The sequence below is a fragment of the Methylosinus sp. PW1 genome (genome assembly GCF_000745215.1).
In the GTDB taxonomy this organism is placed as follows: domain Bacteria; phylum Pseudomonadota; class Alphaproteobacteria; order Rhizobiales; family Beijerinckiaceae; genus Methylosinus.
This window is the reverse complement of sequence record NZ_JQNK01000009.1, coordinates 593,481-617,163: the sequence shown is the minus strand read 5'-3', so window position 1 is coordinate 617,163 and position 23,683 is coordinate 593,481. Positions and strand designations below refer to the sequence as shown.

Genomic DNA, 23,683 nt, shown 5'->3' with positions numbered 1-23,683 from the left:
CGAGCATGCCGGACACGCAATCGATTCATATCCACGATCTCGCGGACTTTCACCAGGAAGGCGGCGTCTCTGTCGACGATCTCGCCAACGCCATTCAAATCTGGTCGATCCTGCAGCCGCTGCCGACGACGGTTCGCGACGTCGCCGCGAGCTTCAAGATCACCGGAGAGACCGTGCGCGCCGCCGTCGAGGGCCATCCTTGGATGTATCTTTCCGGCCCGGCCCATGATCGTCTCGCCAACATCATCGAGCACGAGGGTGAGTGAGCGATGGAGGATCTTCCCATCTTGCGCCTCACGAGGAGAGAATTTCGCGAGCTCCGCGAATATTCATGCTCCATTCCGACTGGCACAACGCCAGGGAAGCGTTGGAAAAGGCTCGACGGAGCCTTTGATCCTCACTGCAAGCAGCCTCGCTGGATGATCGGCGAATATGGCGATCTCGTTGGTAAAAACGAGATCATGATCAATTGGTATCGTCCGATCATCACGATGAGAGCGTCGACCTCGGAGGCGCGACCATGATCACGATCTCCGATCGGCAGCACGACGATCATTGCACGCTCGTCTTCTGCGGCGAGCTGTGGTGGATCACCGGCAAAGCCGGCGATGCGATCTCGCTGACGAGCAGCGCCGGCCAGTGCATCCTCGACATCAGCGCGGTCGATTGGGCCTCATTTGACGCGAGGGCAAACGTCATGCTGAGGGAAAATTTCCCGGAGTGCTTTCATGGCTGATCGCGCGACATATGCGCGCCCGGCGATCGGCGTTCGGCGGCCGGCCGGCAAAGGCTCGCTCTACCCCGACGGGACGCGAAGAATCGTCATCGCCTTCGACGAGGAGACATTTGCCGAAGTGCGAGGCATAGCCCTCCGCGAGAATTCCAGCTTCGCGGCCCAGATCAGGCAGCTGGTCGAGGAGGCGCTCCTCGACCGCGCCGAAAATGCGAAAGGGGCCAGAGGATGATCGCGGACGAATCTCCGACTTTCGCCCTCATCACCCCCGAGGAGGCGGCCAAGCGGCTCTGCGTCTCGAAAAAGACCTTGCTCGGCTTCGTCCAGGATGGTTCGATCCCCAAAATTCCGATCGGCCGCGGGAAGAAGCGTGAGCGCTGCGCCTTCGATCCGGCGGACATCGAGGCCTTTGCGCGCTCCCGCAAGCAGTTCGAGACGCCGAAATGTCAGTCTTCAAACGCCAAGGCCAAACGGTCTACAGCTACGACTTCCAGCTCGCCGGTCGTCGATTTACGGGCGGAGCTGGCACGGCGAACCGCCGCGAAGCAAAAGAAATAGAGGCTGCGGCCAAAGCCAAGGCCAAAGCCGACATCGAGGCCGAAAGGTCGGCCCAGGGCGCCCCGCTCACGATCGCCTCCGCCGCCGTCCGCTATTTCGAGGAGGTCGGCAAGCATCATGCGGCCTCGAATACGACGCTGAAAAACCTGATCCGGCTGCAGGATTATTTCGGCGACGGCAAGCGGCTCGATGAGATCACCGACGACGACATCGCCCAGCTCGTCGCCTGGCGGCGGGCGCAGACGGTCAAAGGCCGCCGCAAGATCGCCGATCCGGCGAATAAGGGAAAGATGATCGCGGCGCCGCTCGTCTCGCCGGCGACGGTCAATCGCTCGACGGTCGAGGTCCTGCAGAAGCTCTTCAATCGCGCCCGAAATTTTTGGAGCCGCTCCTTTCCCCGCGAGCCGAAATGGAGCCAGCATCTTCTGCCGGAGACGTCCGAGCGCGTCCGCGAGGTGCGGACAGGGGAGGAGGGCGCGCTCGAGGAGGCGATTCGGGCGGACTTATCGCCCTCTCGTCGAATTCGCCCGCGCCTCCGGCCTGCGCATGGCCGAGTGCCTGCTCCGCAAGATTGAGGTCGATCTCGTCGCCGGCCGCCTTCGGACGATCGGCAAGGGCGGCAAGGCGATCGACCATCCGATCACCTCGGAGATGCGCGCCATCCTGATGGCCGAAATGGCCAATCCGACCGATTTTGTTTTCACCTACGCCGCCGCCCGCGCCAAGCGGGACAAAAAAGGGCAGAAGGGCCACCCCAAGGGCGCCCGCCTGCCCATAACCCCCTCCGGCCTAAAAACCCTCTGGCGCCGCGCCAAGCGCCCCCGCGCCTCCGGCCCCTCTCTACCGTCCGACCTCCGCTTCCACGACCTGCGCCACGACTTCGCGACCAAGCTGCTCCGGGAGACCGGCAACCTCCGGCTCGTCCAGCGCGCCCTCCATCATTCCAAGATAGAGACGACGACGCGCTACGCCCATGTGCTGGACGAGGAGGTCGCCGCCGGCATGGAGGCCGCGTCGAAATCCCGCAAAAAGTCCCGCACAGCGGGATGATCCACATCATAACATCATGAATCAGCGAGAGTTCGCCGATCGTGAATATGAACCTGGGGGACAAGGGGTCGTGGGTTCGAATCCCGCCACTCCGACCATTGCTCATCTTGAGCATATGACTTTCGAGAGCGTGAGCGGATAGAGGCCGACTCGGTCTTTTCAAATCGTCCCCCGCCGTCAATCGAAAGTGAGCGAGCGTCGGCGCACGTCGGGTCGGCCGAATAAGGCAACCCGATGCATCTCGTGTCTACGATAACCTGTCCATTCTGCGGCCATAAATCCGCTGAAGCGATGCCGGCGGACGCTTGCGTCGTCTTTTACGAATGCAAGAAGTGCAAGGCGATGCTTCGGCCCAAGGCCGGCGATTGCTGCGTATTTTGCTCTTACGGCGACTCGCCGTGCCCTCCGATCCAGAGATCGCAAGAAAATGCGGATAACGATCGGTGCTGCCCTCGCGGATAGCGTGATCCCGATCATTCCCCTACGCCGAGAGCCGAGAAGGAATAAAGCGAGCGCGGGTCCGTGGCGGTTCGCGCTCGAGCCAGGCGCCCGCGACGCGAGCAATCCGCCGCTGTCAGTCCCGGCAGGGTTGATAATCCGCCATCGCGCGCGAGTTCGTTACGGTCGTAAACCATTAACGAAAGGCGCAGCCCATGTCCGAGACGCTCATCAATCTCATCATCCAGCTCTTTGCCGGCGCGGCCGGCGGCTCCGGCGTCGCCAAGGCCAATAAGAGTTTCGATCTCGGCCCAATCGCCAACGCCATCATCGGCGCGCTCGGCGGCGCGGGCGGCGGCTCCATCCTCACCTCGCTCATTCCGGCGCTCGCCGGGGCGGCGGGCAATGGCGGATTCGATATCGCCGTTTTCGCGGGACAGCTCGTCGGCGGCGGCGTGTCGGGCGCGATCGTCACCGCCATCGTCGGCCTCATCCGCAATGCTCTCGTTCAGAAGCAGCGGGCGTGACGCGCCAGCGCGCGGACCCGTAGACGCATCGGCCGAATATCGGCATACCGATTGCGTAGAACGCTTCCAAAAGACGCCCTCCTCGTGAGGGCGTCGGATGCGGGTTCGTGCGAAAGGCGAAGACAGTGGCCGATGAAGCATCAGTCTTGAAAGCGCTGGAGAGCGTCGCCGGTCCGGACGGCAAGTCGATTGTCGCGGCCGGCCTCGTCAGCGGAGTCAATGTGTCGGGGGCCAAGGCCTTCGTCTCGCTCACCGGCGATCCGGCGCGCGCCAAGGAGCTCGAGGTGCTGCGCGTCGCCGTGGAGGGCGCTGTGAAGACCGTGCCGGGGATAGAGGCGGCGATCGTGACGCTGACCGCCGAGCGGGCGCCGGCGCCCGCCGCGCCGCCGCCGGGACAGGCGCCGCAGCGCAAGACCATCGCCGCGATCGAGAAGATCAAATATATCGTCGCGGTTTCCTCGGGCAAAGGCGGCGTCGGAAAATCGACAACCTCCGCCAATCTGGCGCTCGGCCTCGCGGCGCAGGGCTGGCGCGTCGGCCTGCTCGACGCCGACATCTACGGCCCCTCCGCGCCGCGCCTGTTCGGCCTCAGCGGCAAGCCCGAGGTCGTCGGCAATAAGATGATTCCGCTCGAGGCCTATGGGATCAAGATCATGTCCATCGGCTTTCTGGTCGAGGAGGATGTGCCCATGGTCTGGCGCGGGCCGATGGTGGCGCAGGCGCTCGGCCAGATGCTGGGCGAGGTCGCTTGGGGCGAGCTGGACGCGCTCGTCGTCGACATGCCGCCCGGCACCGGCGACGCGCAGCTGACCATGGCGCAGCAAGTGCCGCTCGCCGGCGCGGTCGTCGTCTCGACGCCGCAGGATCTGGCGCTGATCGACGCGCGCCGCGGCGTGGCCATGTTCCAGAAGGTCTCGACGCCCATTCTCGGCATTATCGAGAATATGAGCTATTTCCTCTGCCCGCATTGCGGCGGCCGCACCGACATCTTCTCCCATGGCGGCGCGCGGAAGGACGCCGAGGCGCTGGGCGTCCCCTTCCTCGGCGAGGTGCCGCTCGATCTCACCATTCGCCAGACCTCGGACGCCGGCACGCCGGTCGTCGCCTCCGCGCCGGAAGGCCCGCATGCGGCGATCTACAAGGAGCTCGCCGCCAAGGTGAAGAACCTGCTGGAAACGCAGTCGCGCAAGGCGCCGCCGAAAATCGTCATCGGCTGAGACATGCGAAAAGGCCACGGCCGCCGTCTGGCGGGCCGCGGCCTTTTGCTTTTTCTCTTGGGCTGGTCAGGCGCGCTCGGCTCTCGCCGCCGCCGACCTGTCTTCAGAGATGGGTCGGGATGAAAGAATCGTCGCCGAGGTCGAATTTGTAGTTCCAGCCGATGGAGACTTCGGTTCCGCGCAGCCAGATATTGACGTTGGCGGCAGGATTATAGGCCCCGAACGGCGTCGCCGGCGTCTGCGGCAGCGCCTCGCGCCCGCGGACGCTGTTCTTGAAGCCATAGACGAAGGCGACGTCGATCGTCGAATTTTTGGTGATGGCGTAGCTCACGCCGGCGCTCGCGTGATGCGCATTGATGATCGGAGCCAGTATGTTCAGCGTCACGCTGTTCGTCGGTATCGGATTGGTCGCATAATGATAGCCGAGACGTAGGGCGAGCCCCGGCTGAGCGCGCCATTCGACGCCGAAGGACGCCGAATCGGTGTCCTTCCAGCCGAAGCCGGGGCCATTCGACGAGCCGAGCGAGTGATAGAGGACCGGGAAGCTCGGATTGCTCACCGAGGAGACGCCCGAATAGAAAATATGGCGCCAGTCGGCCATCACCGTCAGATCGGGCGTGACGTCATAGGCGACGCCGGCGGTGATCGAGGCGGGAATGTCGAAGCGCCCGCCATCGGCGAAAAGGCCGGCATATTTGGCGAAGCGCGTCATGAACATGGGCGTCGACGCGGCGGCGCCGATGCGAAATTGATCCGTCACGCGCCATTGCATGCCGAAGCGCATGCCGCCGCCGAAGGACCAATCGTAGCCATTGTCCGACAGGCGATACATGTCGCTCGAATAGGGCGAGAAGGATTTGAGGCCCTGGAGATTGATCATCTGCACCGCGATCGTCGGCGCTATGCCGATCGCCAGCGAGCCGAATTTTTGCGCATAGGCGAAGCTGGTGAAGGACTGCTCCAGATTGACGCCGGCGTAGCCGCCGCCGAACGGGCCGCCGAGCGGCGGGTGATAATGGCCGAAATCGAAAGAAGTGGCGATGCCGCCATTGCCGTAGGACGCCGTGCCCCAGGACGAATTGGCGTCGATCGGCGAAACATATCCGCTGTTCGGCACCGGAAAGATCGGACGGCCGCTGCGAATATCGCCGGGCGCCACCACTTTGGGCCGCCCCTCGGTGGAATAGCCGCGCTCGGGCATGAGGGCGGTGATGCCCAGATGCATCTGGCGCTCGAGATCGACAATGCCGGCCGGATTGATCGAGATCGCCATGGAATCCCGCGAATCGGCGACGCCGGCGCCGCCCAGCGCCTTCTGACGCGGGCCATAGCCGATCAGAAAATAGCCGTCCGCCGCGAGCGCAGGAGCCGTGAGAGAGACTGTCAGAGCCGTCGCCGAGACGAAATTACGCCAGGAATATCCGTTCATTATCTATCGCCCCGCCCCAGATTTCGGTCGCCGTTCACACGCCATTTAGAAGCACTCGGCAACCCGGCGGCGTTCTCATCACACGACTCACTATTGTCCGAGACCCTAGCAGAGCGCTCGCCCCGCGACAGCGCCGTCGCCCGGATTTCCGTGAATAATTCGAGGTCTGTCACGTTTTTGCCACAGCGCATGATTGCCGGCTTGCCGCGATCCGAGGCCACGGATAAAATCACGGCATGGCGAGGGGCGCCTCTCCGAGAGGAGCGGCTGAGAAGCACCCATCGAACCTGATCCGGGTAATGCCGGCGCGAGGGAAGGCCAGCAGGACGCGACGCCCGATTTTTCGGGACGGCGCGCCCGACTTCATCGCCCGCCGCCCATCCTCAGAACCAATGGAGCGCGACGATGAACGTGCAGGACAAGCGCCCGACGACGCCCCAGAGCGTGACCACCGGGCCGATCGGCGCCTCGCGCAAGCTCTATTTCGCGCCGCGCGGCCGCGAGGATATTCGCGTTCCCGTCCGCGAGATCGCGCTTCACCCCTCCGCCGGCGACGCGCCTCTGCGCGTCTATGACCCGTCCGGTCCCTATAGCTGCGCCGATTTCACGCCCGATCTCGCGGCCGGCCTGCCGGCGGCGCGACGCTGGCTGGAGAGCCGCGCCGGGCTCGAGGCCTATGACGGTCGCGCGGTGAAGCCGGAGGACAATGGCTTCGTCGGCGAGGATCGGCTGGTCCCGCCCTGTCCCGCGCCGCGCGCCATTCGCCGCGCCGCCGGCTCGGCGCCGGCGACGCAGCTCGAATTCGCGCGCGCCGGAATCGTCACCGAGGAGATGATCTATGTCGCGCATCGCGAGAATCTCTGCCGCGAGCGCGCCTTCGCGCAGGCGGGGGAGCGGATCGAGGCGGGGGAGGGCTTCGGCGCCGCGCTTCCGGCTTTCGTGACGCCGGAGTTCGTGCGCGAGGAAATCGCCCGCGGTCGCGCCATCATTCCCGCCAACATCAATCATCCGGAAGCCGAGCCGATGATCATCGGCCGCAATTTCCTGGTGAAGGTCAACGCCAATATCGGCAATTCGGCCATCACCTCCTCGGTCGCCGAGGAGGTGGAGAAGATGGTGTGGGCGATCCGCTGGGGCGCCGATACGGTGATGGATCTCTCCACCGGCCGCAACATCCACAACATCCGCGACTGGATCATCCGCAACTCGCCCGTGCCCATCGGCACAGTGCCGATCTATCAGGCGCTGGAGAAAGTCGGCGGCGACGCCACCAAGCTCGATTGGGAAGTGTTCAAGGACACGCTGATCGAGCAGGCGGAGCAGGGCGTCGATTACTTCACCATTCACGCCGGCGTGCGTCTCGCCCATGTGCCGCTCACAGCGGATCGCGTCACCGGCATCGTCTCGCGCGGCGGTTCGATCATGGCGCGCTGGTGCCTGTCGCGCCATTCGGAGAGCTTCCTCTATGAGCGCTTCGACGAGATTTGCGACATCATGCGCCGCTATGACGTCTCCTTCTCGCTCGGCGACGGTTTGCGTCCGGGCTGCATCGCCGACGCCAATGACGCAGCGCAATTCGCCGAGCTGGAGACGCTGGGCGAATTGACCAAGGTCGCCTGGGACAAGGGCTGCCAGGTGATGATCGAAGGCCCCGGCCATGTGCCGATGCACAAGATCAAAGTGAATATGGAAAAGCAGCTGCGCGATTGCGGCGAGGCGCCCTTCTACACGCTCGGGCCGCTCGTCACCGACATTGCGCCCGGCTATGATCACATCACTTCCGCCATCGGCGCCGCGATGATCGGCTGGTTCGGCACGGCGATGCTCTGCTATGTGACGCCCAAGGAGCATCTCGGCCTGCCCGATCGCGAGGATGTGAAGACCGGCGTCATCACTTATCGCATCGCAGCGCATGCGGCCGATCTCGCCAAGGGCCATCCCGCGGCGCAGGAACGCGACAACGCCATGAGCCGCGCGCGTTTCGATTTCCGCTGGGAGGATCAGTTCGACATTGGTCTCGATCCCGATACGGCGCGCCGCTATCACGACGAGACGCTGCCCAAGGAGGCGCATAAGGTCGCGCATTTCTGCTCCATGTGCGGGCCGAAATTCTGCTCCATGCAGATCACGCGCGATCTGCGCGAGGAGGCGGCGGCCATCGCCGAGCGGGAGAAGGGCTTCGCCGAAAAGAGCGCGGAATTTTTGGAGAAGGGCGCGCAGATCTACGTCGCGGAATGAGGCGCGCGACGGCGGTTTTCGTCAGAAAATGCGGGCGGGAGCTTTTTCTGCAATGCAGCGAAGGCTTTCTCCGCATCGTCTTCGGCGCGACACCGAAATGTCAATTACATTGACAGTCGCAGCGGAAACAGCCTATTTGCCCCGCGGGACGATGCGCCCTGTAACAAAATAAGGGACAAATGCTCCCACGTCCAAAAGAGGGAAACGGCAAATGAACATTCGCGCCATTGTGACGGCCGCTGCTCTGTCGCTCGGCATGGTCGGCCCGGTTTTCGCCGGCTGCGACATCAAGGATGAAGACAAGCAGGGCGTCTGCGTCGACAAGTGCTACTTCGAATACGTGTCCGTGAAGAACCGCTTCTCGACAGGCCCGGAGGGTCTCCTGAAGGCCAAGACGGACCGGGACGCTTGCTACACGAAGTGCGGCTGCGAGCCGGCCTCTGTGAAGGAGTAATCCTTATCGGATCGACGCGAGCCCGGCGGGCGCAAAGCTCGCCTCGAGGCTCGTGACGCCGCCGGGCGCGCGATATATCGCGCGCCCAGGAGGCTTCGGAGAGGAGGCCTCGGACAGACAATCTCGCGAGCGCTGTGCTCGAATTTCATACAGTCGCCGCGTTTCCAATATTGCGCTCGATGCGCCGACGCTGCGGATAACGCTCTCTCGCTCAGAAGAGGCGACGCCGCTCCCCCATCGTTCATCACTTCCGATTCGAGGCTGCTTCGTCGTCACGATCGACGGAGCTTTCGGTTGTCTCGCGCCTTGGACCCGCTATTGTGCGGCGCATGACTGAGAGACAGCAAGCCGTCATCGGCGTCGTCACCGCCTCCGACCGCGCCAGCGCCGGCGTCTATGAGGACATCAGCGGACCGGCCATCGCCGCCTATTTCGAGAAGGTGCTGACCACGCCCTTCCGCATAGAGCGGCGCCTCATCCCCGACGGCTTCGAGAGCGTGCGCGACACGCTCATCGATCTCGCCGACAATATCGGCTGCGATCTCGTCGTCACCACGGGGGGCACGGGGCCGTCGCCGCGCGATCTGACGCCGGAGGCGACGCTCGCCGCCGCGCCGCGCGAATTGCCGGGCTTTGGCGAGCTGATGCGTAAAGTGTCGCTGGCGCAGACGCCGACGGCGATATTGTCGCGGCAATTGGCCGCGCATCGCGGCAAATGCCTCGTCATCAACCTGCCCGGAAAGCCGGCCGCAATCGAGCTCTGCCTCGACGCGGTGATGCCGGCCGTGCCCTATTGTCTCGATCTCATCGGCGCGGCCTATATAGAGACAGATCCGGCGCGCGTCGCCGCCTTCCGCCCGAAAGGCAAATAGCCGCCCGATCGGGTGGGGCGTCTCCCCTTCTCATTCGCGCATCGGGGCTGTATAGACTGGCCGCCGGCTCGAGTGAGGCCGCGTGGATTCAAAAGGGGGGCGAAGCGTCATGAGCGATGTGCGGCTGGTCATCGTCGGCGCCGCCGGCCGCATGGGCCGGATGCTCATCGCCGCCGCCGGCGAGACGAAAGGCGTCGCTCTGACCGGCGCGCTCGTATCGCCCGATTCCCCCGTCCTTGGAGAGGACGCCGGCCTGCTGGTCGGGCGCCCCGCCAATGGGGTGCGCCTTTCCGCCGATGTCGCGGCCGCGCTGGCGACGGCGGATGTGGCCATTGATTTTTCGACGCCCGCGACGACTGTGGCGCTGGCCGGGCTCGCGGCGGCGGCCGGCGTCGCCCATGTCATCGGCACCACCGGATTTTCGGGCGAGGACCTCGCCGCTCTCGCCGCTGCGGCCGAGCGCGTTCCTGTGGTGCGCTCCGGCAATATGAGCCTCGGCGTCAATCTTCTCGCCGTGCTGGTGGAGCGCGCCGCAAAGGCGCTCGGCTCCGCCTGGGACATAGAGATCGTCGAGATGCACCACCGCATGAAGGTGGACGCGCCCTCGGGCACGGCGCTCCTTTTGGGCGAGGCGGCGGCGCGGGGACGCGAGATCGCGCTCGCCGAGCATAGCGCCCGCGCCCGCGACGGCCTCACCGGCGCGCGCCGGGAGGGCGACATAGGCTTCGCCTCGCTGCGCGGCGGCACGGTTGTGGGCGAGCATTCGGTTATTTTCGCCGGGGCGGGGGAGCGCATAGAGCTCACGCATCGCGCCGAGGATCGCGGCATTTTCGCGCGCGGCGCGATCGCCGCCGCAGTTTGGACGCGAGGTCGGCCGGCCGGCCTCTATTCTATGGCCGATGTGCTCGGCCTCGCCGGCGCCTGATCGCGCGCCGCATCGTTCGATTCGAGGGACATAGCCCGCATGGACCGTATTCTCGTCCTCCTCCGCCATGGCGAAAGCGAGTGGAACGCCAAAAACCTCTTCACGGGCTGGAAGAATCCCGACCTCACGCCCAAGGGGACAGAGGAGGCGCGGCGAGCCGGGCGGGAGCTCAAGCGCATCGATCTGCGCTTCAACATCGGCTTCACCTCGCTGCTGCTGCGCGCGCAGCACACGCTGGATCTCACCTTTCAGGAGCTCGGGCAGAGAGATGTGCCCGTCATCCGCAGCCGCGCGCTCAATGAGCGGCATTACGGCGACCTCTCCGGCCTCAACAAGGACGAGGCGCGCCAGCAATGGGGCGAGGAGCAGGTGCGGCTGTGGCGGCGCTCTTATGACGTCGCGCCGCCCGGCGGCGAGAGCCTCAAGGATACGGTGGCGCGTGTGCTGCCATTCTATTGCCAGGAGATTCTTCCGCGCGCCATGCGGGGCGAGCGTGTGCTGGTCGCCGCGCATGGCAATTCGCTGCGCGCTCTGGCCATGGTGCTCGACCGGCTGACGCCCGAATCGGTGTCCTCGCTGGAGATCGCCACCGGCGTGCCGATCGTCTACCGGCTCAACTCCGATTCGACCGTCGCCACCAAGGAAGTGCTCGACCGGTGATGCGCGGCCGCTCCGCGCCGGAGGGAGCGATCATGTCCGAGATGGCGCCTGGCGTTCGCCTCTATCGCGGCTATTTCGACGAGGCGGCGCAGCTCGCTCTGCTGCGCGAGCTGGAGCGGATCGTCGCTCGCGCGCCTCTGTTCACATCGACCATGCCGCGCACCGGACAGCCCTTCTCCGTGCGCATGACCAATTGCGGCCCGCTCGGCTGGCTCAGCGATCAGTCGCGCGGCTATCGCTATGAGGCGCGTCATCCCGAAACCGGCGAGCCCTGGCCGCCCATGCCGCAAATGCTGCTCGACGCCTGGGCGGCGCTGGCCGAGCATTCGCAGCCGCCGCAGGCCTGCTTGGTGAATTACTATGGGCGCGACGCGAAGATGGGCGCGCATCAGGATCGTGACGAAGCGGATTTTTCGGCGCCGATTTTCTCCGTTTCTCTCGGCGCCGATTGCCGCTTTCGCCTCGGCGGCGCGCGGCGCTCCGATTCGTCGCGGGCCTTCGTTCTGTCGTCGGGCGACGTGCTGACGCTGGGCGGGCCGGCGCGGCTGCGGTTCCATGGCGTCGATCGGCTGCTGCCGGAACTCGCGCCGAAGCTCGTCTCTCCGCTATTCGCCGAGGGCGGGCGCATCAATTTGACGTTGCGCCGCGTTACCTGACGATATTTCAGGCCCCGTTCAGGCGGGCGAGCATATTGTCACCAATAGCGCTCCGATATAGTTTCCCGGCCGCGGGATGAACGATCGGCGCTGGCGTCACGCCCGGGCCGGCAAAACCAAGATAGTCGGTTCCCAGGGGACGACGCTTCGAGGAAAGGAACGAGGATGAAATCTGTGACCAGACTGGCGCTCGCTGCGGGCGTCGTTTTCACCGCCATGGCCGGCCAGGCGATCGCCGCCGGCGATCCCGCGGCGGGCGAGAAGGTCTTCAACAAGTGCAAGGCCTGCCATCAGGTCGGCGAGACGGCGAAGAACGCCGTGGCTCCCGAGCTGAACGGCATCAACGGCCGTAAGGCCGCGGCGGTGGAGGGCTACACCTATTCCGACCCCCTCAAGAACTCCGGCATCACCTGGGACGAGGCCGCCTTCAAGGAATTCGTCAAGAATCCGAAGGCCAAGGTCGCCGGCACCAAGATGGTGTTCCCGGGCCTGCCGTCCGAGGCGGACCAGGACAATGTCTGGGCCTATCTCAGCCAGTTCGGCGCCGACGGCAAGAAGAAGTAATCCGAACCTTTCGTTCGGTTGGCGAAAGCGGCCCTCGCGGGCCGCTTTTTCTTTTGCCGGATAGGGGCTAAATGCCTTCGTGACATGGTTTCCGACCGAGCGGCTCGCGCTGCGCTCGCCGCCTTCCTTCTCCCCGCGCGCGGGGAGAAGGTGAGGATGAGGGGCTCGGGGCGTTTTCCGTTTCTGGCTCGCGCCCCGAGCCCCTCACCCCGGCCTTGTCCCCGCGAGCGGGGAGAGGGGGAGCGCGCCGAGACATTCGGCCGGAAGACCAGATGACAGTGTCGAGAGAGCCGAGTTGACGCGCAAGCCAGACGAAGTCCCAGCCGAGCTGATGCAGGAGCTCGCGACCTTGCCGGTGTTCTACGCGCTGGAGCGGCGGCGCGTCGTTGTCGCTGGCGGCTCGGATGGCGCGGCCTGGAAGGCGGACCTCGCCGCCGCGGCGGGGGCTTGGGTCGATGTCTTCGCGGCGTCTCCGTCGCCACGGCTGCAGGCCGTCGTCGCGGCGCGCGAGCGCCTCACGCTGCATGAGCGCGGCTGGCGCGCGGATGATCTCGCCGGCGCGGCCATGGCGCTCGCCGTCATCGAGGACGACGCCGAGGCGCAGGCCTTTCGTGACGCGGCGAAAGGGCAGGGTGTTCCCGTCAATCTCACCGATCGGCCCGCGCTCAGCGATTTTCTGATGGGCGCCATCGTCAATCGCTCGCCGCTGGTCATCGGCGTCTCCACCAGCGGCGCGGCGCCGGCCTTCGCCCAGGCCGTGCGCGCCCGGGTCGAGACGCTGATTCCATCGAGCTTCTCCGCCTGGACCAGAGCGGCGCGCGCCTGGCGTCCGCGCGTGATGGCCTCGGGCCTGGATTTTTTTGCGCGCCGTGATTTCTGGCGGCGTTTTACGCGCGAGGCTTTCGCGCGTGTCGAGCATGCGCCGCAGGACATCGACCTCGACGCGCTGCTCGAGGAGACGCGCCGCGCCGATGAAGCTTCCACGCGCGGTCGCGTCACTCTGGTCGGCGCCGGGCCGGGCGACCCGGAGCTGCTGACGTTGAAAGGGCTGCGCGCGCTCGTCGGCGCCGATGTCGTTCTCTTCGACGATCTGGTGCCAGCCGCCGTGCTCGATCTCGCGCGGCGCGAGGCGGTGCGCATCAATGTCGGCAAGCGCGGCTATGCGCCGTCGGTGAAGCAGGAGGAGATCACCGCTCTCTTGGTGAAGCTCGCCAAGGAAGGCAAGAATGTCGTGCGCCTCAAGGGCGGCGATCCGATGATCTTCGGCCGCGCCAATGAGGAGATCCACGCCATTCGCGCCGCCGGCCTCGAGGCGGAGATCGTGCCCGGCGTGACGGCGGCGCTCGCCGCGGCGGCGGCGCTCGAAGTCTCGCTCACCAATCGCGACACGGCGCGCCGCGTGCAATTCGTCACCGCGCATACGAGCGACGGCAAATTCCCCGAGGACATAGATTGGCGCGCGCTCGCCGACCGCCGCGCGACCACGGCCGTCTATATGGGCAATCGCACGCTTCCCGCTCTGTCGAAGCGCCTGCTCGAGGAGGGCATGGACCCTGCGACGCCGGCCTTTCTCGTCGAGCGCGCCAGCACGCCCCAGCAGCGCATCATCGCCGGCACGATTCATGATCTGCCGCAGCGCGTCGCGCAGGAGACGCTCGAAGGACCTTGCCTCGTTCTGATCGGCGCGACGCTGCGCGGCTGAGCGTTCAATATTTGAACGACAATGTCGCCGAGATCGAGCGCGGCTCGCCACGAAAGAGCGCGCCGCCGGAAGTAAAATTCGGCCGATCGGTGAGATTGCTCGCGCTCACATCGAGCTTCCAATGCTCGTCGAAACGATAGCCGAGCGAGGCGCCGAGCATCTGCTGCGGCGCGAGGGTGAAGCCATGGACATTGGGCAGCGTCGCCTCCGCCGCGCTGGCGTAATAATAGCTCGCGCCCAGCTCCAATCCGCGCAGCGCATCCCATTCAGGCTTGTAGTCGAGGCTGACGCTGAAGACGCGTCGCGGCGCGCCGAGGAGATCGCTGCCGGCTTGTGAGGGGACATTGGAGTCCTTGGCGACGACGGCGTGCAGAAAAGTAGCCGCGCCGCTCGCCTGAAGGCCGGGGAGAATTTCGCCGGAGAGATTGAATTCGACGCCATGGCTGTGCTGGCGGCCAGTGACGAGGGCGTAGAAGCCGCCCGGATCGGCGGGGTCGGCGATGGCGACATGGTCGCGCGTCACATCGAACAGGCCCACTTCGAATCGCGCCTTATATTCTGGAAAGCGCCGCTCGAAGCCGATCTCATATTGCGTGTCCTGCTGTGGCGGCGGCGCGTCGCCGCCTCTCACGCGCACGGAAATATTGGGAATGAGCGAGCGCCCGTAAGCTACGAAGAGATGCGTCTGCTCGTCCGGTCGATACAATATGCCGGCGCGGGGGCTGAAATAGCCGCGCGTTCCCTTGCCGAGCGTGGAAGAGGATGCTCCAGAGAGCGCGCCGAAAGGATCGAAGACGGTCTCGCGCTGCGCCAGCAGATCATAGCGGCCGCCGAGCAGAATGCGCCATTGCGGCGAGAGATCGACGAGATCCTGCGCATAGACAGAGCGGCTCCAGGCGCGCGCTGCGCCATTGGCCCATTGCGCGCCAGAAAAATCGACGCCGACCGGATAGATCGGCGCGCCTATGTCGATGTTCGGCAGCTTGTCTCGCGCGAATTTTTCGTCATGGCCGTAGAAATAGTCCCAATGCTCGAGGCCTAGAAATACAGCGTGGCCGATATCGCCGGTCATGAAGCGTCCGTTCAGCCGCAGCTGCGCGTCGAAGCTGCGCGACGCCTGATGCGTTTGCACCGGGCGGCCGAGCGTCACCGAATGGAGGCCGTCATAGCCCCAGCCCTGAAACCAGCCGTATTCGTTGCCGTTCAGCGAATAATCGACGACCGATGTGAGCGACCAGTCGGCGTCGAAGGCGTGCTCATAGGTAAAGGTGAAATCCGCGGCATTCGGCGTCTCATGCTCATAGACCGGCGCCCCTGCGTAGAAGGAGCGCGGCGCATGTAGAAAGATCGGCGCGGCCGGAGCGCCGTCGCGATAGACGAGGCGCGAGGCGCTATATTCGGCGCGCAATGTCGCCTTGTCGCCATTGTCGAGGATGAGCGTGCCCGTCGGCGCGATGAGAAAGCCGCGCGTGCGCACATAATCGACGAAGCTGCCGACGCTCTGCGCGAAGCCCGTCATGCGGAACAGCAGCCTCTGCGCGTCGTTCAGCGGCGCGTTCACGTCGAAGGTCGTGCGATAGACGTCATATGCGCCGATCGTCGCCGTTCCGCGCGCAAAAGTCTCCGTCGTCGGCGCCTTGCGTATGTAGTTCGCCGAGCCGCCATAGCCGCCGAGCGCCCTGCCGAACAGCATGGCGGAGGGGCCTTTGTAGAATTCGACGTGATCGACCGTCGAAAGATTGACCTCCTGCGAGGTGAAGCCATGCGCGGCGCCGTCGAACAGAGTGAGGCCGCCGGGAAAGCCGCGCATCACGAAGCCCGGCGAATAGCCGGAATCGGAGACCGACGCATTGACGAAGACGCCCGCGACATCCTTGCCGAGACTCTTCGCCTTCGGCGCGTCGTCCTTCTCCTTTTTTTCTCCCGGTCGCATCTGTGCGACGCCCACTCTCGCTTCCTCCGTCGCCTCCTCGCAAAGAGCGGACGCGGGCAGGGCGAAGACAGAGATCATCGCTATGTCGCGTAGGCTTCGCCGTAGACGATAGGAGGAAAGCGCGCTGGACGGCGCGTCTCGTCTCTCGCTCCGAGCAAGCAAAAACAAGGGATCTACGCTCGTCGGGCGACGCTCTGCGCGCGTCGCCCGAGAATATGCGTCAGGATGAAACCTCACATGAACCTCACGGCGAAACGCGCAGCCGAACAGAGCAGAACTCACTCCGGCGCAGCATGCCGCTCTCTTATAACGCACTCTATTTCGACTGCAATCGAACGACAAAATTCATCGGCGAATCTTTCACCAACCTGTCGTGTTACTTTCGCGAGACATTTCTGAAAACGCATGCGTGGTCGAATGCGCTTTGCGCGCCGCGCGCTTCTTCCACCAAATATAGACGCCGGTTACGGACAGCATGGCGATGACGAGGCCGAGCGCGCAGACGAAGACGCGATAGGAAAGGCCGAACACGCTCGCCATATGCAGAGCGACGAGCCAGGCGGTGATCGTATTGCCGGAGTGCTGGCCGGTCGGCAGATCGAGGCGGCGCAGCTCGCCCGTATAGGCGTCGAAGACGACGGAGGTGGCTCCATGCCTGTCGCCGACGTCACGAGACGAATGCGTGCGATATTCGAACACGCCTTTCTCCCGCAGCAGATACAAGGCCGCTGCCGGCCCGACGGAAAAACCATCGGCGGCGGCGTGTTCGCTCATCAGCCGGGCGCCTGTCGCCTGCGCGATCTCCCAGCCGAGCGGCGTCTTGTCGGCGGGCGGAGCGACGTCCGGCGTCGCGGCCCAGATCGGCTGCTCATAATGGAAGAACAAGCTCGTGATGCGCGCATAGACGCTATTGAGATCCATATAGACGCTGGACCAGGCGAAGATCAGCAGGGCGCCCCACAACCACAGGCCGCCGGCGCGATGCAGATCGAAATTCAGTCGATAGAAGGAGCTGCTGGTCTTCACCAGCCATGCGGGCTTCCAGCGCGTGAGATAGGAGCGCGCATTGGCGCGGCTCGGCAGGGGCAGCGTGAGATAGAAGGCGACGAAGCAATCGATCGTCCAGACGAGCGCGACAATGCCGAGAATCCATGCGCCCGCGCCGCCCATCGCCAGCTCGTAATGCAGGCTGTAGACGAAGGGCATTATGCCGGCGCGCGACGTCGGCAGACCGTTCCATTTTATGCGCTCGCCCAGTTCCTCTCCGGTGACGCGATCGAGCGTGATGCTGTCGAAAGGAAGCGGCGGCTCGCCGGGACGGGCGTCGACGCCGATCTGCGCGACGCCTTCCTCGCCGAGATAGACAGTGTTCACGCGCGCCTCGGGCGCGATCGCCTCGGCGCGGCGCAACAATTCCGCGGGTTCGAGCTCGACGCCGGCGTGGCGTCCGGGGTGAGCTTCCGGCGCGAAGAAATGATCGAGCTCGGGAAGAAAAGCGAGCATGCTGCCGGTCAGCCCGACAACGATCAGAAAAGCCGCCATCGTCAGACCGGTCCAGCGATGCAGCCACACCCAAAATGCGCGCGTCATGAAAAGCCTCCTGTTTTGTTTCCGCCGCAGCGAAAAGATCGCGCGCTTTTCGGCGAAGCGCAAATGTCACGGGAAGCTCGACGCGCGTCGGGAAATTTTGCCGGAGGTCATGTGAAACAGGCGGCCGGGACGACGCCCGGCGCGTATCGCCCTCGCCGAGAGCGCCGGCTCAGCGCAGCGCGTCCGACAGCGCCTCGAGGAAAGCGTCGCCATATTGCGCGAGCTTGTGCTCGCCGACGCCTTGCACGCGGCGCATCTCGTCGAGCGTCGCCGGGCGACGCGACGCCATTTCGATCAGCGTGCGATCGGGGAAGACCATATAGGCCGGTAGGCCGGCGTCGCGCGCCAGCTCCAGGCGCTTTTTCTTCAGCGCCGCCAGCACGCGCTCCTCCTGATCGTCCAGCGGCGCGCCGCGCGGCGCCTCGCCGCGCTTGCCGCGCGGCGCCTTCGCGGTCAGCGGATCGCGGCGCAGCGAAATCTGCGCGCGGCCGAAGAGAATATCCTCACCCTTCTGCGTCAGGTGAAAGCCGCCATGCTCCGTGCTCGCCAGAGCGCGCGCGGCGAAGAGCTGCCGCAGGATCGCGCTCCAATCCTGCTTGGAGCGATCCTTGCCGACGCCGAAGGTCTTGATGGAGTCGTGGCCGTTGCGGCGCACCGCCTCGCTGGCCTCGCCGATGAGAATATCGGCGAGATAGCCGGCGCCGAAGCGCTGCCCCGTCCGCATGGCGGCGGAGAGCGCCTTTTGCGCATCCACCGTGCCGTCATAGACATGCACTTGGCCGAGACAGACGTCGCAGCGTCCGCAAGGCGGGCTCTCCTCGTCGAAATAGGCGAGCAAGATCTGGCGCCGGCAGGAGGGCGTCTCGCACAGCATGGCGAGCGCGGAGAAGCGGTCGTGCTCTATGCGCTTGCGCTCATCGGGCACGTCTTTCTGATCGATCTGCCGGCGGCGGAAGGCCATGTCGTCGAGGCCGTAGAGCGTGAGCGTGTCGGCCGGCAGCCCGTCGCGGCCGGCGCGGCCGATCTCCTGATAATAGGCCTCGACGCTCGACGGCATGTCGGCGTGCGCGACGAAGCGCACGTCCGGCTTGTTGACGCCCATGCCGAAGGCGATCGTCGCGACGGCGATGATTCCGTCCTCTTGCAGGAAGCGATCCTGATTGCGATTGCGCAGCGTCTGCTCGAGCCCGGCGTGATAAGCGATGGCCCCATGGCCCTGCTCGGCGAAATAGGCGGCGAGCTTTTCTGTGCCGTCGCGCGAGGAGCAATAGACGATGCCGCTCTCGCCGCGGTGCTTGTCCAAAAAGCGCTGCAGCTGGCGGCGCGGACTGTCCTTGGCGGCGAAATTGAGCGCCAGATTGGGCCGGTCGAAGCTGTGCAGAAAGACATGCGGATTGGTCTTGAACAAGCGCTGGGCGATGTCGGCGCGCGTCGCCTTGTCGGCGGTGGCGGTGAGGCCGACGACCTGCGCGCCGAGCGTCGCCGCCGTCGCGCCGAGCTCGCGATATTCCGGGCGGAAATCATGGCCCCATTCGGAGACGCAATGCGCTTCGTCTATGGCGAGGCGCGCCGCGCCGGCGCGTTGCAGCTCGGCGATGAGGCCGGGCATGACCAGCCGCTCCGGCGAGACGAACAAGAGCCGCAATTCGCCGGTGCGAATGCCGCGGCGCGCCTCGTCATTCTCGGCGGCGTCGTTCATGGAATTGAGCGTCGCCGCCGGCACGCCATAGGCGCGCATCTGCCGCACCTGATCGCGCATCAGCGCGATGAGCGGCGAGACGACGACAGTGAGCTTGCCGTCGACGAGAGCGGGCAGCTGATAGCACATGGATTTGCCGCTGCCCGTGGGCATTATGGCGAGCACCGGCTCGCCGGCCAGCACCGCGGCGATGATCTCCGCCTGGCCGGGCCGGAAATCCTCATAGCCGAACACGGATTTGAGCAGCGCGCGCGCCTGTGGGGGGAGGGAGGGCATGGGAAGGAGTTAGCACGCCGGGGGACGGGGCGCGAGGGTGGCGCGGCAGGCGTCCGATTTCGGCCAAAGGAGACGATCCGTCACATTGTTCGCCACAATATGGGCGATCATTCTCCTGACCGCGGTTTCGCGTTCGATTTGCTTGCTTCTCGAGGATTTTGTTTCATGCTCATGAAATTCGACAATCACCTGCCGCTCGCCGCCCTCGACGTGATCGGCGCCGGCCAGACCGGCGGCTGGGGGAAAATCGCCATTTCGGTCGAGGCGCGCAGCGTCAAATATACCGATTCCGTCGCCGCGCCGGCCTCGCCCAACGCCTGGTGCTATATTCGTCAAGGCTCGCCGCAGGAGCGCGCCGCCAGCCTCGAGAATTATCTCGGGCCGATCGTCAATGTCACGCGCGGGCGTCCGCTCGAGGTGGTCTGGATCAACCGAATCGGCTCCATGCCGGCGGAAAAGCCCGGCGACGCGCGCTCGCTCGCCATGCCGCCGATCGATCCGCCGCCCATGGATCTCGCCGAGGACATAGACCAGTATAAATCGATGAATTATCCGGTCGGCGTCGTCGCCCATCTGCACGGCGCCAAGGCGCGGCCGGATTCCGACGGCTGGCCGCTGAGCCCGGCGAGCTTCGAGGGCAATCCTTATGGAATGCCGGCCTATCGCTCCTATTGCTATCCCAATGACCAGCGCGCGGCCATGCTGTGGTTCCACGACCATGGCATGGACAATACCGCGGTGCAGGTGCACGCCGGCCTCGCGGGCCTCTATTTCGTGCGCGACAATTCGGACGCCGAGCTGTTCCATCTCATCGGCGACGAGACGCAGGAATTGCCGCTCGTCATTCAGGACCGCTGCCTGAACGCCGACGGCGCCGGGGTGAGCTATCTGAAGGGCGTGCCGCTGCAGAAGGACCCGGCGACCGGCAAGCGCTCCTTCATTCGGCCGGAGTTTCTCGGCGACACAATTCTCGTCAATGGCCGGCCGTGGCCGCACGCCCATGTCAATCCCAAGATCTATCGCCTGCGCATTCTCAATGGCTCCAACGCCCGCAGCTATGCGCTGACGCTCGCCGATCCCGACGGAAAGATCGGCGGCAAGATCTGGTATGGCGATCTTCTCACCGCCATCGGCAATGACGGCGGCCTGTTCAGCCGCGGCGAGAAGCTCGAGGAGCTGGATTATCTCTTGCTGGCGCCGGGCGAGCGTCTCGACGTTCTGCTCGATCTCACGCAGATCGACAATGACGTCCTCCGCTCGCTCCATCTCGTCAATCTGTCGATCGCGGGCTATGACCCGGCGCAGCCGGAGCAGGAGCCGATCTTTCAGAACGACGCCAATTCCGTCTTCGCGCCGGGAACGCCGGAGGCGCTGAAGGCGATCGCCTTCACGCAAAAGAGCGACGGACCGCATGCCGATCTGCCGCTCGCCAATGTGATGGAGTTCCGCATCGTCGACGCCGCGCATACGCATGGGGCCGGGGGCGCCGCTGCGCCGGCGGCGCATCACGCCGCGACGCAGCCGCCGCTCGATCGCGTCACGCTCGACAAGATTTTGCTGCGTTACGCCGATGACGAGAGCTTCCGCTGGGACGCCAGCAAGCCCGCATTGACGCGCGCCAACGCCGATGCGCCCGTGGTGCGCAATCGCTTCGTGCTGCTGATGAATGACACCGCCGGCAAGGCCGATGTCGAGCCGGTCAATCCGATCACCGGCGGACCCTGGCGCGACACGCAAATGTGGGAGCTGCGGCCCTCCACCGCGCCCATAGGCGACGCCAGCGCCTTCACCGTGCCCTTCGACGCCAGATTGGCGACGCCTTGGGAGGAGGGCCAGCCCGCGGCGGGCGTCGCCTATCAGGTCTCGCGCGCCTTTTTCTTCGAGCCCGCCGATCCCAATCCGCCCCATGCGGCGCGCCACGCCGATCCGCTATGGCCGCTCGCGACCGACAATGTCGATCCCGCCGGCTATCCGCCCATTTATCGCTACGCGCATCTCTATCGGCACAATCCGGCGGCGGGGCGCGCTGTCATCCGTCCGCGCGAGGGCAGCTATGAGCGCTGGTATGTCGCCAATATCGGCAATGATCAGGCGCATCTCGCCGATGGCCTTCCCGATATGCATCCGTTTCATATGCATCTCGTGAATTTCGTCGTGCTGCGGCGTTTTCGCCTGCGCAAGGACGCCTCCGAGAACTCGGTCTTCGCGCGCATAGAGCGGCGGCTCGATTTCGACGGCGTCGTGCGGCACGACACTGTGCGCATCCAATCCAACGAGCTGGTCGAGTTGCTCGTGCATTTCCCGCGCGGCTATACGGGCGTCTATCCCTATCATTGCCATCTGGTGGAGCATGAGGACATGGGCATGATGCTGCATTTCGACGTGCAGCCCCAAGGCGCGCCCTGAGCCTCGCCTCGGCGCGGCGCCGATTCGGGCGCCGCGCTCTCGAGGCGCGACGCCTAGCCGCCCCGCTGGCGCAAACGCGTCAAAAAAGCGCGGGTTTCCGCCATAGCGGGGAAAAGGCGTTGCGGAGCGGGGCGGTTTCGCCCACCATCGCGCCATGCCGCTCGGACCCTATCCGCCCGAACTTTTGACCACAGCGCAAATGGCGCGCGCCGACCGCCTCACCATAGAGAGCGGCGTCGCCGGCATGGCGCTGATGGAAAAGGCGGCCGCCGCCATCGCCGCGGCCGCCACCGCCTTTCTGGTGAAGACGGCGGGGCGGCGCGTGCTGGTGCTGTGCGGGCCGGGCAATAATGGCGGCGACGGCTATGTCGCCGCGCGCATATTGCGCAGCCAGCGCTTCAAGGTGCGCGTCGCCGCGCTCACGCCGCCGGACACGCTCAATGGCGACGCGCGCTTGGCCGCGGCGAGCTGGGATGGCCGCGTCGAGGACGCCGCCACTTGCGATTTCAAAGGCGTCGATCTCGTCATCGACGCTTTGTTCGGCACCGGTCTCGCGCGTGATCTGGACGGGCCGACGGCGGAGCTGATCCTGCGTCTCAACGCATGGCGCGAGGAGACCAAGCAGAAGATCATCGCCATCGACATTCCCTCCGGGGTCGACGGCACCAGCGGCGCCATTCGCGGCGTCGCCGTGCAGGCCGATTCGACGGTCACTTTCTTCCGTCTGAAGTGCGGGCATCTTCTGCTGCCGGGCCGGCTGCGCTGCGGAACAATCTCCTGCGCCCATATCGGCATAAGGTCGAATGTGCTGGAGAAGATCCAGCCGCAGACTTTCGTCAACGAGCCCGCCGCCTGGCGAGACGCTCTGCGCCTGCCGAGCGTCGAGGGGCACAAATATGCGCGCGGCCATGCGGTGGTGGTCTCGGGCGGCGCCTCGCATACGGGCGCGGCGCGGCTTTCCGCGCTGGCGGCGCTGCGCGGCGGCGCCGGGCTCGTCACTCTGGCGACGCCGCAGGAGGCTTTCGCCATCAACGCGCCGGCGCTGACCGCGGTGATGCTGCGCGTCGCTGACGGGCCTGCCGGGCTCGCCGCTCTGCTCGAGGACAAGCGCAAGAATGTCGTCGCTCTGGGGCCGGGGCTCGGCGTCGGCGAGGCGAGCTGCGCTCTGGTCGAGGCCGCGCTCGCGCCGTCGAAGGAGCGCCGCGCGGCCGTGCTCGACGCCGATGCGCTGACCAGCTTCGCGCTCGCGCCCGATCGTCTGCGCGAGGCGATTCGCGCTGCGCCGGGGCCGGTCGTGCTGACGCCGCATGGCGGAGAGTTCGCGCGGCTCTTTCACGGCCAGCGCTGGGAGCGCACGATCAGCGGCGCGCCCATCTCCAAGCTCGAGCGCACGCGCGACGCCGCGCGCGATATCGGCGCCATCGTTATTTTCAAAGGACCGGACACTGTGGTCGCCGCGCCGGACGGGCGCGCGTCTATATTGGCGGAGGCTTCGCCCTGGCTCGCCACCGCCGGTTCCGGCGACGTTCTCACCGGCATTGTCGCGGGCCTGCTGGCGCAAGGCATGGAGCCTTTCGCCGCCGCTTCCTGCGCCGTGTGGATGCACGCCGCCGCGGCGGATGATTTCGGCGCCGGGCTCATCGCGGACGATATTATCGACCGCCTGCCGGCGGCTTGGCGCCGGCTGGTTTCGATTCAGCCCTAGCTCCCTAGATAGAGAGAAGCGGAAACGATGCGCGCGGTCGCGCGTTTCGCC

At 65.5% G+C, this 23,683-nt stretch carries 24 protein-coding genes and 1 riboswitch; of the genes, 20 read left to right on the top strand and 4 right to left on the bottom strand.

Annotated features, from left to right (window positions below):
* Window positions 1-5: 5 nt before the first annotated feature.
* From K369_RS12185 to K369_RS12155, 10 genes are all read left to right on the top strand, one after another.
* A complete protein-coding gene (locus tag K369_RS12185; protein WP_036291521.1) occupies window positions 6-266 on the top strand; it encodes a hypothetical protein in 261 nt (86 codons plus the stop codon).
* A gap of 3 nt (window positions 267-269) precedes the next feature.
* A complete protein-coding gene (locus tag K369_RS12180) occupies window positions 270-524 on the top strand; it encodes a hypothetical protein (RefSeq protein WP_036291520.1) in 255 nt (84 codons plus the stop codon).
* Window positions 521-736: a hypothetical protein gene (locus K369_RS12175; protein WP_036291518.1), complete on the top strand. Its 216-nt coding sequence runs from the start codon at window positions 521-523 to the stop codon at window positions 734-736. Before K369_RS12180 ends, K369_RS12175 begins: the two co-directional genes overlap by 4 nt.
* Complete coding sequence (locus K369_RS12170) at window positions 729-965, top strand: hypothetical protein (protein WP_036291516.1); 237 nt, start codon at window positions 729-731, stop codon at window positions 963-965. Before K369_RS12175 ends, K369_RS12170 begins: the two co-directional genes overlap by 8 nt.
* Window positions 962-1,291 carry a helix-turn-helix domain-containing protein gene (locus tag K369_RS28260; RefSeq protein ID WP_156967862.1) on the top strand — a complete coding sequence of 110 codons (330 nt, stop codon included), beginning with the start codon at window positions 962-964 and terminating at the stop codon, window positions 1,289-1,291. Before K369_RS12170 ends, K369_RS28260 begins: the two co-directional genes overlap by 4 nt.
* Window positions 1,177-1,866, top strand: coding sequence for a hypothetical protein (locus K369_RS27700; RefSeq protein WP_245278183.1), 690 nt, complete (start codon window positions 1,177-1,179; stop codon window positions 1,864-1,866). Before K369_RS28260 ends, K369_RS27700 begins: the two co-directional genes overlap by 115 nt.
* Window positions 1,838-2,341 carry a tyrosine recombinase XerC gene (xerC, locus tag K369_RS27695; protein WP_245278182.1) on the top strand — a complete coding sequence of 168 codons (504 nt, stop codon included), beginning with the start codon at window positions 1,838-1,840 and terminating at the stop codon, window positions 2,339-2,341. The genes K369_RS27700 and xerC overlap by 29 nt, the downstream gene beginning before the upstream one ends.
* 234 nt (window positions 2,342-2,575) lie before the next feature.
* The gene (locus tag K369_RS27690) at window positions 2,576-2,803 is read left to right on the top strand and encodes a GDCCVxC domain-containing (seleno)protein (protein ID WP_084570655.1); all 228 of its coding nucleotides are present in this window, start codon (window positions 2,576-2,578) and stop codon (window positions 2,801-2,803) included.
* A gap of 191 nt (window positions 2,804-2,994) precedes the next feature.
* The gene (locus K369_RS12160; RefSeq protein ID WP_036291514.1) at window positions 2,995-3,306 is read left to right on the top strand and encodes a hypothetical protein; all 312 of its coding nucleotides are present in this window, start codon (window positions 2,995-2,997) and stop codon (window positions 3,304-3,306) included.
* Between the two features lie 125 nt (window positions 3,307-3,431).
* On the top strand, window positions 3,432-4,523 hold the full coding sequence (locus tag K369_RS12155) for an Mrp/NBP35 family ATP-binding protein (protein WP_036291512.1): 1,092 nt from the start codon (window positions 3,432-3,434) through the stop codon (window positions 4,521-4,523).
* Window positions 4,524-4,626: 103 nt separating this feature from the next.
* Here K369_RS12155 and K369_RS12150 read toward each other — a convergent pair whose 3' ends face one another.
* Window positions 4,627-5,952: an OmpP1/FadL family transporter gene (locus K369_RS12150; RefSeq protein ID WP_036291510.1), complete on the bottom strand. Its 1,326-nt coding sequence runs from the start codon at window positions 5,950-5,952 to the stop codon at window positions 4,627-4,629.
* A gap of 232 nt (window positions 5,953-6,184) precedes the next feature.
* Window positions 6,185-6,284, top strand: a riboswitch (TPP riboswitch).
* A gap of 73 nt (window positions 6,285-6,357) precedes the next feature.
* Between K369_RS12150 and thiC the strand changes: the two genes are divergently transcribed.
* From thiC to cysG, 8 genes are all read left to right on the top strand, one after another.
* Window positions 6,358-8,190 (top strand): phosphomethylpyrimidine synthase ThiC, encoded by a 1,833-nt coding sequence (thiC, locus tag K369_RS12145; protein ID WP_036291507.1) that lies wholly within the window; start codon window positions 6,358-6,360, stop codon window positions 8,188-8,190.
* Window positions 8,191-8,401: 211 nt separating this feature from the next.
* Window positions 8,402-8,644: a hypothetical protein gene (locus K369_RS12140; protein ID WP_036291505.1), complete on the top strand. Its 243-nt coding sequence runs from the start codon at window positions 8,402-8,404 to the stop codon at window positions 8,642-8,644.
* Between the two features lie 329 nt (window positions 8,645-8,973).
* Window positions 8,974-9,516, top strand: a complete 543-nt coding sequence (mog, locus tag K369_RS12135; RefSeq protein WP_018266195.1) for a molybdopterin adenylyltransferase — start codon at window positions 8,974-8,976, stop codon at window positions 9,514-9,516.
* Window positions 9,517-9,625: 109 nt separating this feature from the next.
* Window positions 9,626-10,441: a 4-hydroxy-tetrahydrodipicolinate reductase gene (dapB, locus tag K369_RS12130; RefSeq protein WP_036291503.1), complete on the top strand. Its 816-nt coding sequence runs from the start codon at window positions 9,626-9,628 to the stop codon at window positions 10,439-10,441.
* A gap of 39 nt (window positions 10,442-10,480) precedes the next feature.
* The gene (locus tag K369_RS12125; RefSeq protein WP_036291501.1) at window positions 10,481-11,101 is read left to right on the top strand and encodes a 2,3-bisphosphoglycerate-dependent phosphoglycerate mutase; all 621 of its coding nucleotides are present in this window, start codon (window positions 10,481-10,483) and stop codon (window positions 11,099-11,101) included.
* A 32-nt stretch (window positions 11,102-11,133) separates the two neighbouring features.
* Window positions 11,134-11,757, top strand: a complete 624-nt coding sequence (locus K369_RS12120; protein WP_036295004.1) for an alpha-ketoglutarate-dependent dioxygenase AlkB — start codon at window positions 11,134-11,136, stop codon at window positions 11,755-11,757.
* A 165-nt stretch (window positions 11,758-11,922) separates the two neighbouring features.
* Window positions 11,923-12,321, top strand: a complete 399-nt coding sequence (locus K369_RS12115; protein ID WP_036291499.1) for a cytochrome c-554 — start codon at window positions 11,923-11,925, stop codon at window positions 12,319-12,321.
* A gap of 295 nt (window positions 12,322-12,616) precedes the next feature.
* Complete coding sequence (cysG, locus tag K369_RS12110) at window positions 12,617-14,023, top strand: siroheme synthase CysG (protein WP_036291498.1); 1,407 nt, start codon at window positions 12,617-12,619, stop codon at window positions 14,021-14,023.
* Between the two features lie 4 nt (window positions 14,024-14,027).
* Here cysG and K369_RS12105 read toward each other — a convergent pair whose 3' ends face one another.
* The 3 genes from K369_RS12105 to recQ all read right to left on the bottom strand — a co-directional run bounded on the left by K369_RS12105 (window position 14,028) and on the right by recQ (window position 19,521).
* The gene (locus K369_RS12105) at window positions 14,028-16,034 is read right to left on the bottom strand and encodes a TonB-dependent siderophore receptor (RefSeq protein ID WP_036291496.1); all 2,007 of its coding nucleotides are present in this window, start codon (window positions 16,032-16,034) and stop codon (window positions 14,028-14,030) included.
* 282 nt (window positions 16,035-16,316) lie between these two features.
* Window positions 16,317-17,546, bottom strand: coding sequence for a PepSY domain-containing protein (locus tag K369_RS12100; RefSeq protein WP_051949236.1), 1,230 nt, complete (start codon window positions 17,544-17,546; stop codon window positions 16,317-16,319).
* A 169-nt stretch (window positions 17,547-17,715) separates the two neighbouring features.
* On the bottom strand, window positions 17,716-19,521 hold the full coding sequence (gene recQ / locus K369_RS12095) for a DNA helicase RecQ (RefSeq protein ID WP_036291494.1): 1,806 nt from the start codon (window positions 19,519-19,521) through the stop codon (window positions 17,716-17,718).
* A 165-nt stretch (window positions 19,522-19,686) separates the two neighbouring features.
* Between recQ and K369_RS12090 the strand changes: the two genes are divergently transcribed.
* Together K369_RS12090 and K369_RS12085 are read left to right on the top strand one after the other, a co-directional pair.
* Window positions 19,687-21,927: a multicopper oxidase family protein gene (locus tag K369_RS12090; protein ID WP_036291492.1), complete on the top strand. Its 2,241-nt coding sequence runs from the start codon at window positions 19,687-19,689 to the stop codon at window positions 21,925-21,927.
* A 154-nt stretch (window positions 21,928-22,081) separates the two neighbouring features.
* On the top strand, window positions 22,082-23,632 hold the full coding sequence (locus K369_RS12085) for a bifunctional ADP-dependent NAD(P)H-hydrate dehydratase/NAD(P)H-hydrate epimerase (RefSeq protein WP_036291490.1): 1,551 nt from the start codon (window positions 22,082-22,084) through the stop codon (window positions 23,630-23,632).
* The last annotated feature ends 51 nt before the right edge of the window (window positions 23,633-23,683 follow it).

What these genes read in the sequence shown, in the direction of transcription:
- mog (WP_018266195.1), top strand. Translation starts at nt 8,974, where the DNA reads ATGACTGAGAGACAGCAAGCCGTCATCGGCGTCGTCACCGCCTCCGAC.
- K369_RS12150 (WP_036291510.1), bottom strand. Translation starts at nt 5,952, where the DNA reads ATGAACGGATATTCCTGGCGTAATTTCGTCTCGGCGACGGCTCTGACA.
- K369_RS12170 (WP_036291516.1), top strand. Translation starts at nt 729, where the DNA reads ATGGCTGATCGCGCGACATATGCGCGCCCGGCGATCGGCGTTCGGCGG.
- K369_RS12160 (WP_036291514.1), top strand. Translation starts at nt 2,995, where the DNA reads ATGTCCGAGACGCTCATCAATCTCATCATCCAGCTCTTTGCCGGCGCG.
- K369_RS27700 (WP_245278183.1), top strand. Translation starts at nt 1,177, where the DNA reads ATGTCAGTCTTCAAACGCCAAGGCCAAACGGTCTACAGCTACGACTTC.
- K369_RS12115 (WP_036291499.1), top strand. Translation starts at nt 11,923, where the DNA reads ATGAAATCTGTGACCAGACTGGCGCTCGCTGCGGGCGTCGTTTTCACC.
- K369_RS28260 (WP_156967862.1), top strand. Translation starts at nt 962, where the DNA reads ATGATCGCGGACGAATCTCCGACTTTCGCCCTCATCACCCCCGAGGAG.
- K369_RS12100 (WP_051949236.1), bottom strand. Translation starts at nt 17,546, where the DNA reads ATGACGCGCGCATTTTGGGTGTGGCTGCATCGCTGGACCGGTCTGACG.
- thiC (WP_036291507.1), top strand. Translation starts at nt 6,358, where the DNA reads ATGAACGTGCAGGACAAGCGCCCGACGACGCCCCAGAGCGTGACCACC.
- dapB (WP_036291503.1), top strand. Translation starts at nt 9,626, where the DNA reads ATGAGCGATGTGCGGCTGGTCATCGTCGGCGCCGCCGGCCGCATGGGC.
- K369_RS12105 (WP_036291496.1), bottom strand. Translation starts at nt 16,034, where the DNA reads ATGATCTCTGTCTTCGCCCTGCCCGCGTCCGCTCTTTGCGAGGAGGCG.
- K369_RS12175 (WP_036291518.1), top strand. Translation starts at nt 521, where the DNA reads ATGATCACGATCTCCGATCGGCAGCACGACGATCATTGCACGCTCGTC.
- K369_RS12120 (WP_036295004.1), top strand. Translation starts at nt 11,134, where the DNA reads ATGTCCGAGATGGCGCCTGGCGTTCGCCTCTATCGCGGCTATTTCGAC.
- K369_RS12125 (WP_036291501.1), top strand. Translation starts at nt 10,481, where the DNA reads ATGGACCGTATTCTCGTCCTCCTCCGCCATGGCGAAAGCGAGTGGAAC.
- recQ (WP_036291494.1), bottom strand. Translation starts at nt 19,521, where the DNA reads ATGCCCTCCCTCCCCCCACAGGCGCGCGCGCTGCTCAAATCCGTGTTC.
- xerC (WP_245278182.1), top strand. Translation starts at nt 1,838, where the DNA reads ATGGCCGAGTGCCTGCTCCGCAAGATTGAGGTCGATCTCGTCGCCGGC.
- K369_RS12185 (WP_036291521.1), top strand. Translation starts at nt 6, where the DNA reads ATGCCGGACACGCAATCGATTCATATCCACGATCTCGCGGACTTTCAC.
- K369_RS12180 (WP_036291520.1), top strand. Translation starts at nt 270, where the DNA reads ATGGAGGATCTTCCCATCTTGCGCCTCACGAGGAGAGAATTTCGCGAG.
- K369_RS27690 (WP_084570655.1), top strand. Translation starts at nt 2,576, where the DNA reads ATGCATCTCGTGTCTACGATAACCTGTCCATTCTGCGGCCATAAATCC.
- K369_RS12090 (WP_036291492.1), top strand. Translation starts at nt 19,687, where the DNA reads ATGCTCATGAAATTCGACAATCACCTGCCGCTCGCCGCCCTCGACGTG.
- K369_RS12140 (WP_036291505.1), top strand. Translation starts at nt 8,402, where the DNA reads ATGAACATTCGCGCCATTGTGACGGCCGCTGCTCTGTCGCTCGGCATG.
- K369_RS12085 (WP_036291490.1), top strand. Translation starts at nt 22,082, where the DNA reads ATGCCGCTCGGACCCTATCCGCCCGAACTTTTGACCACAGCGCAAATG.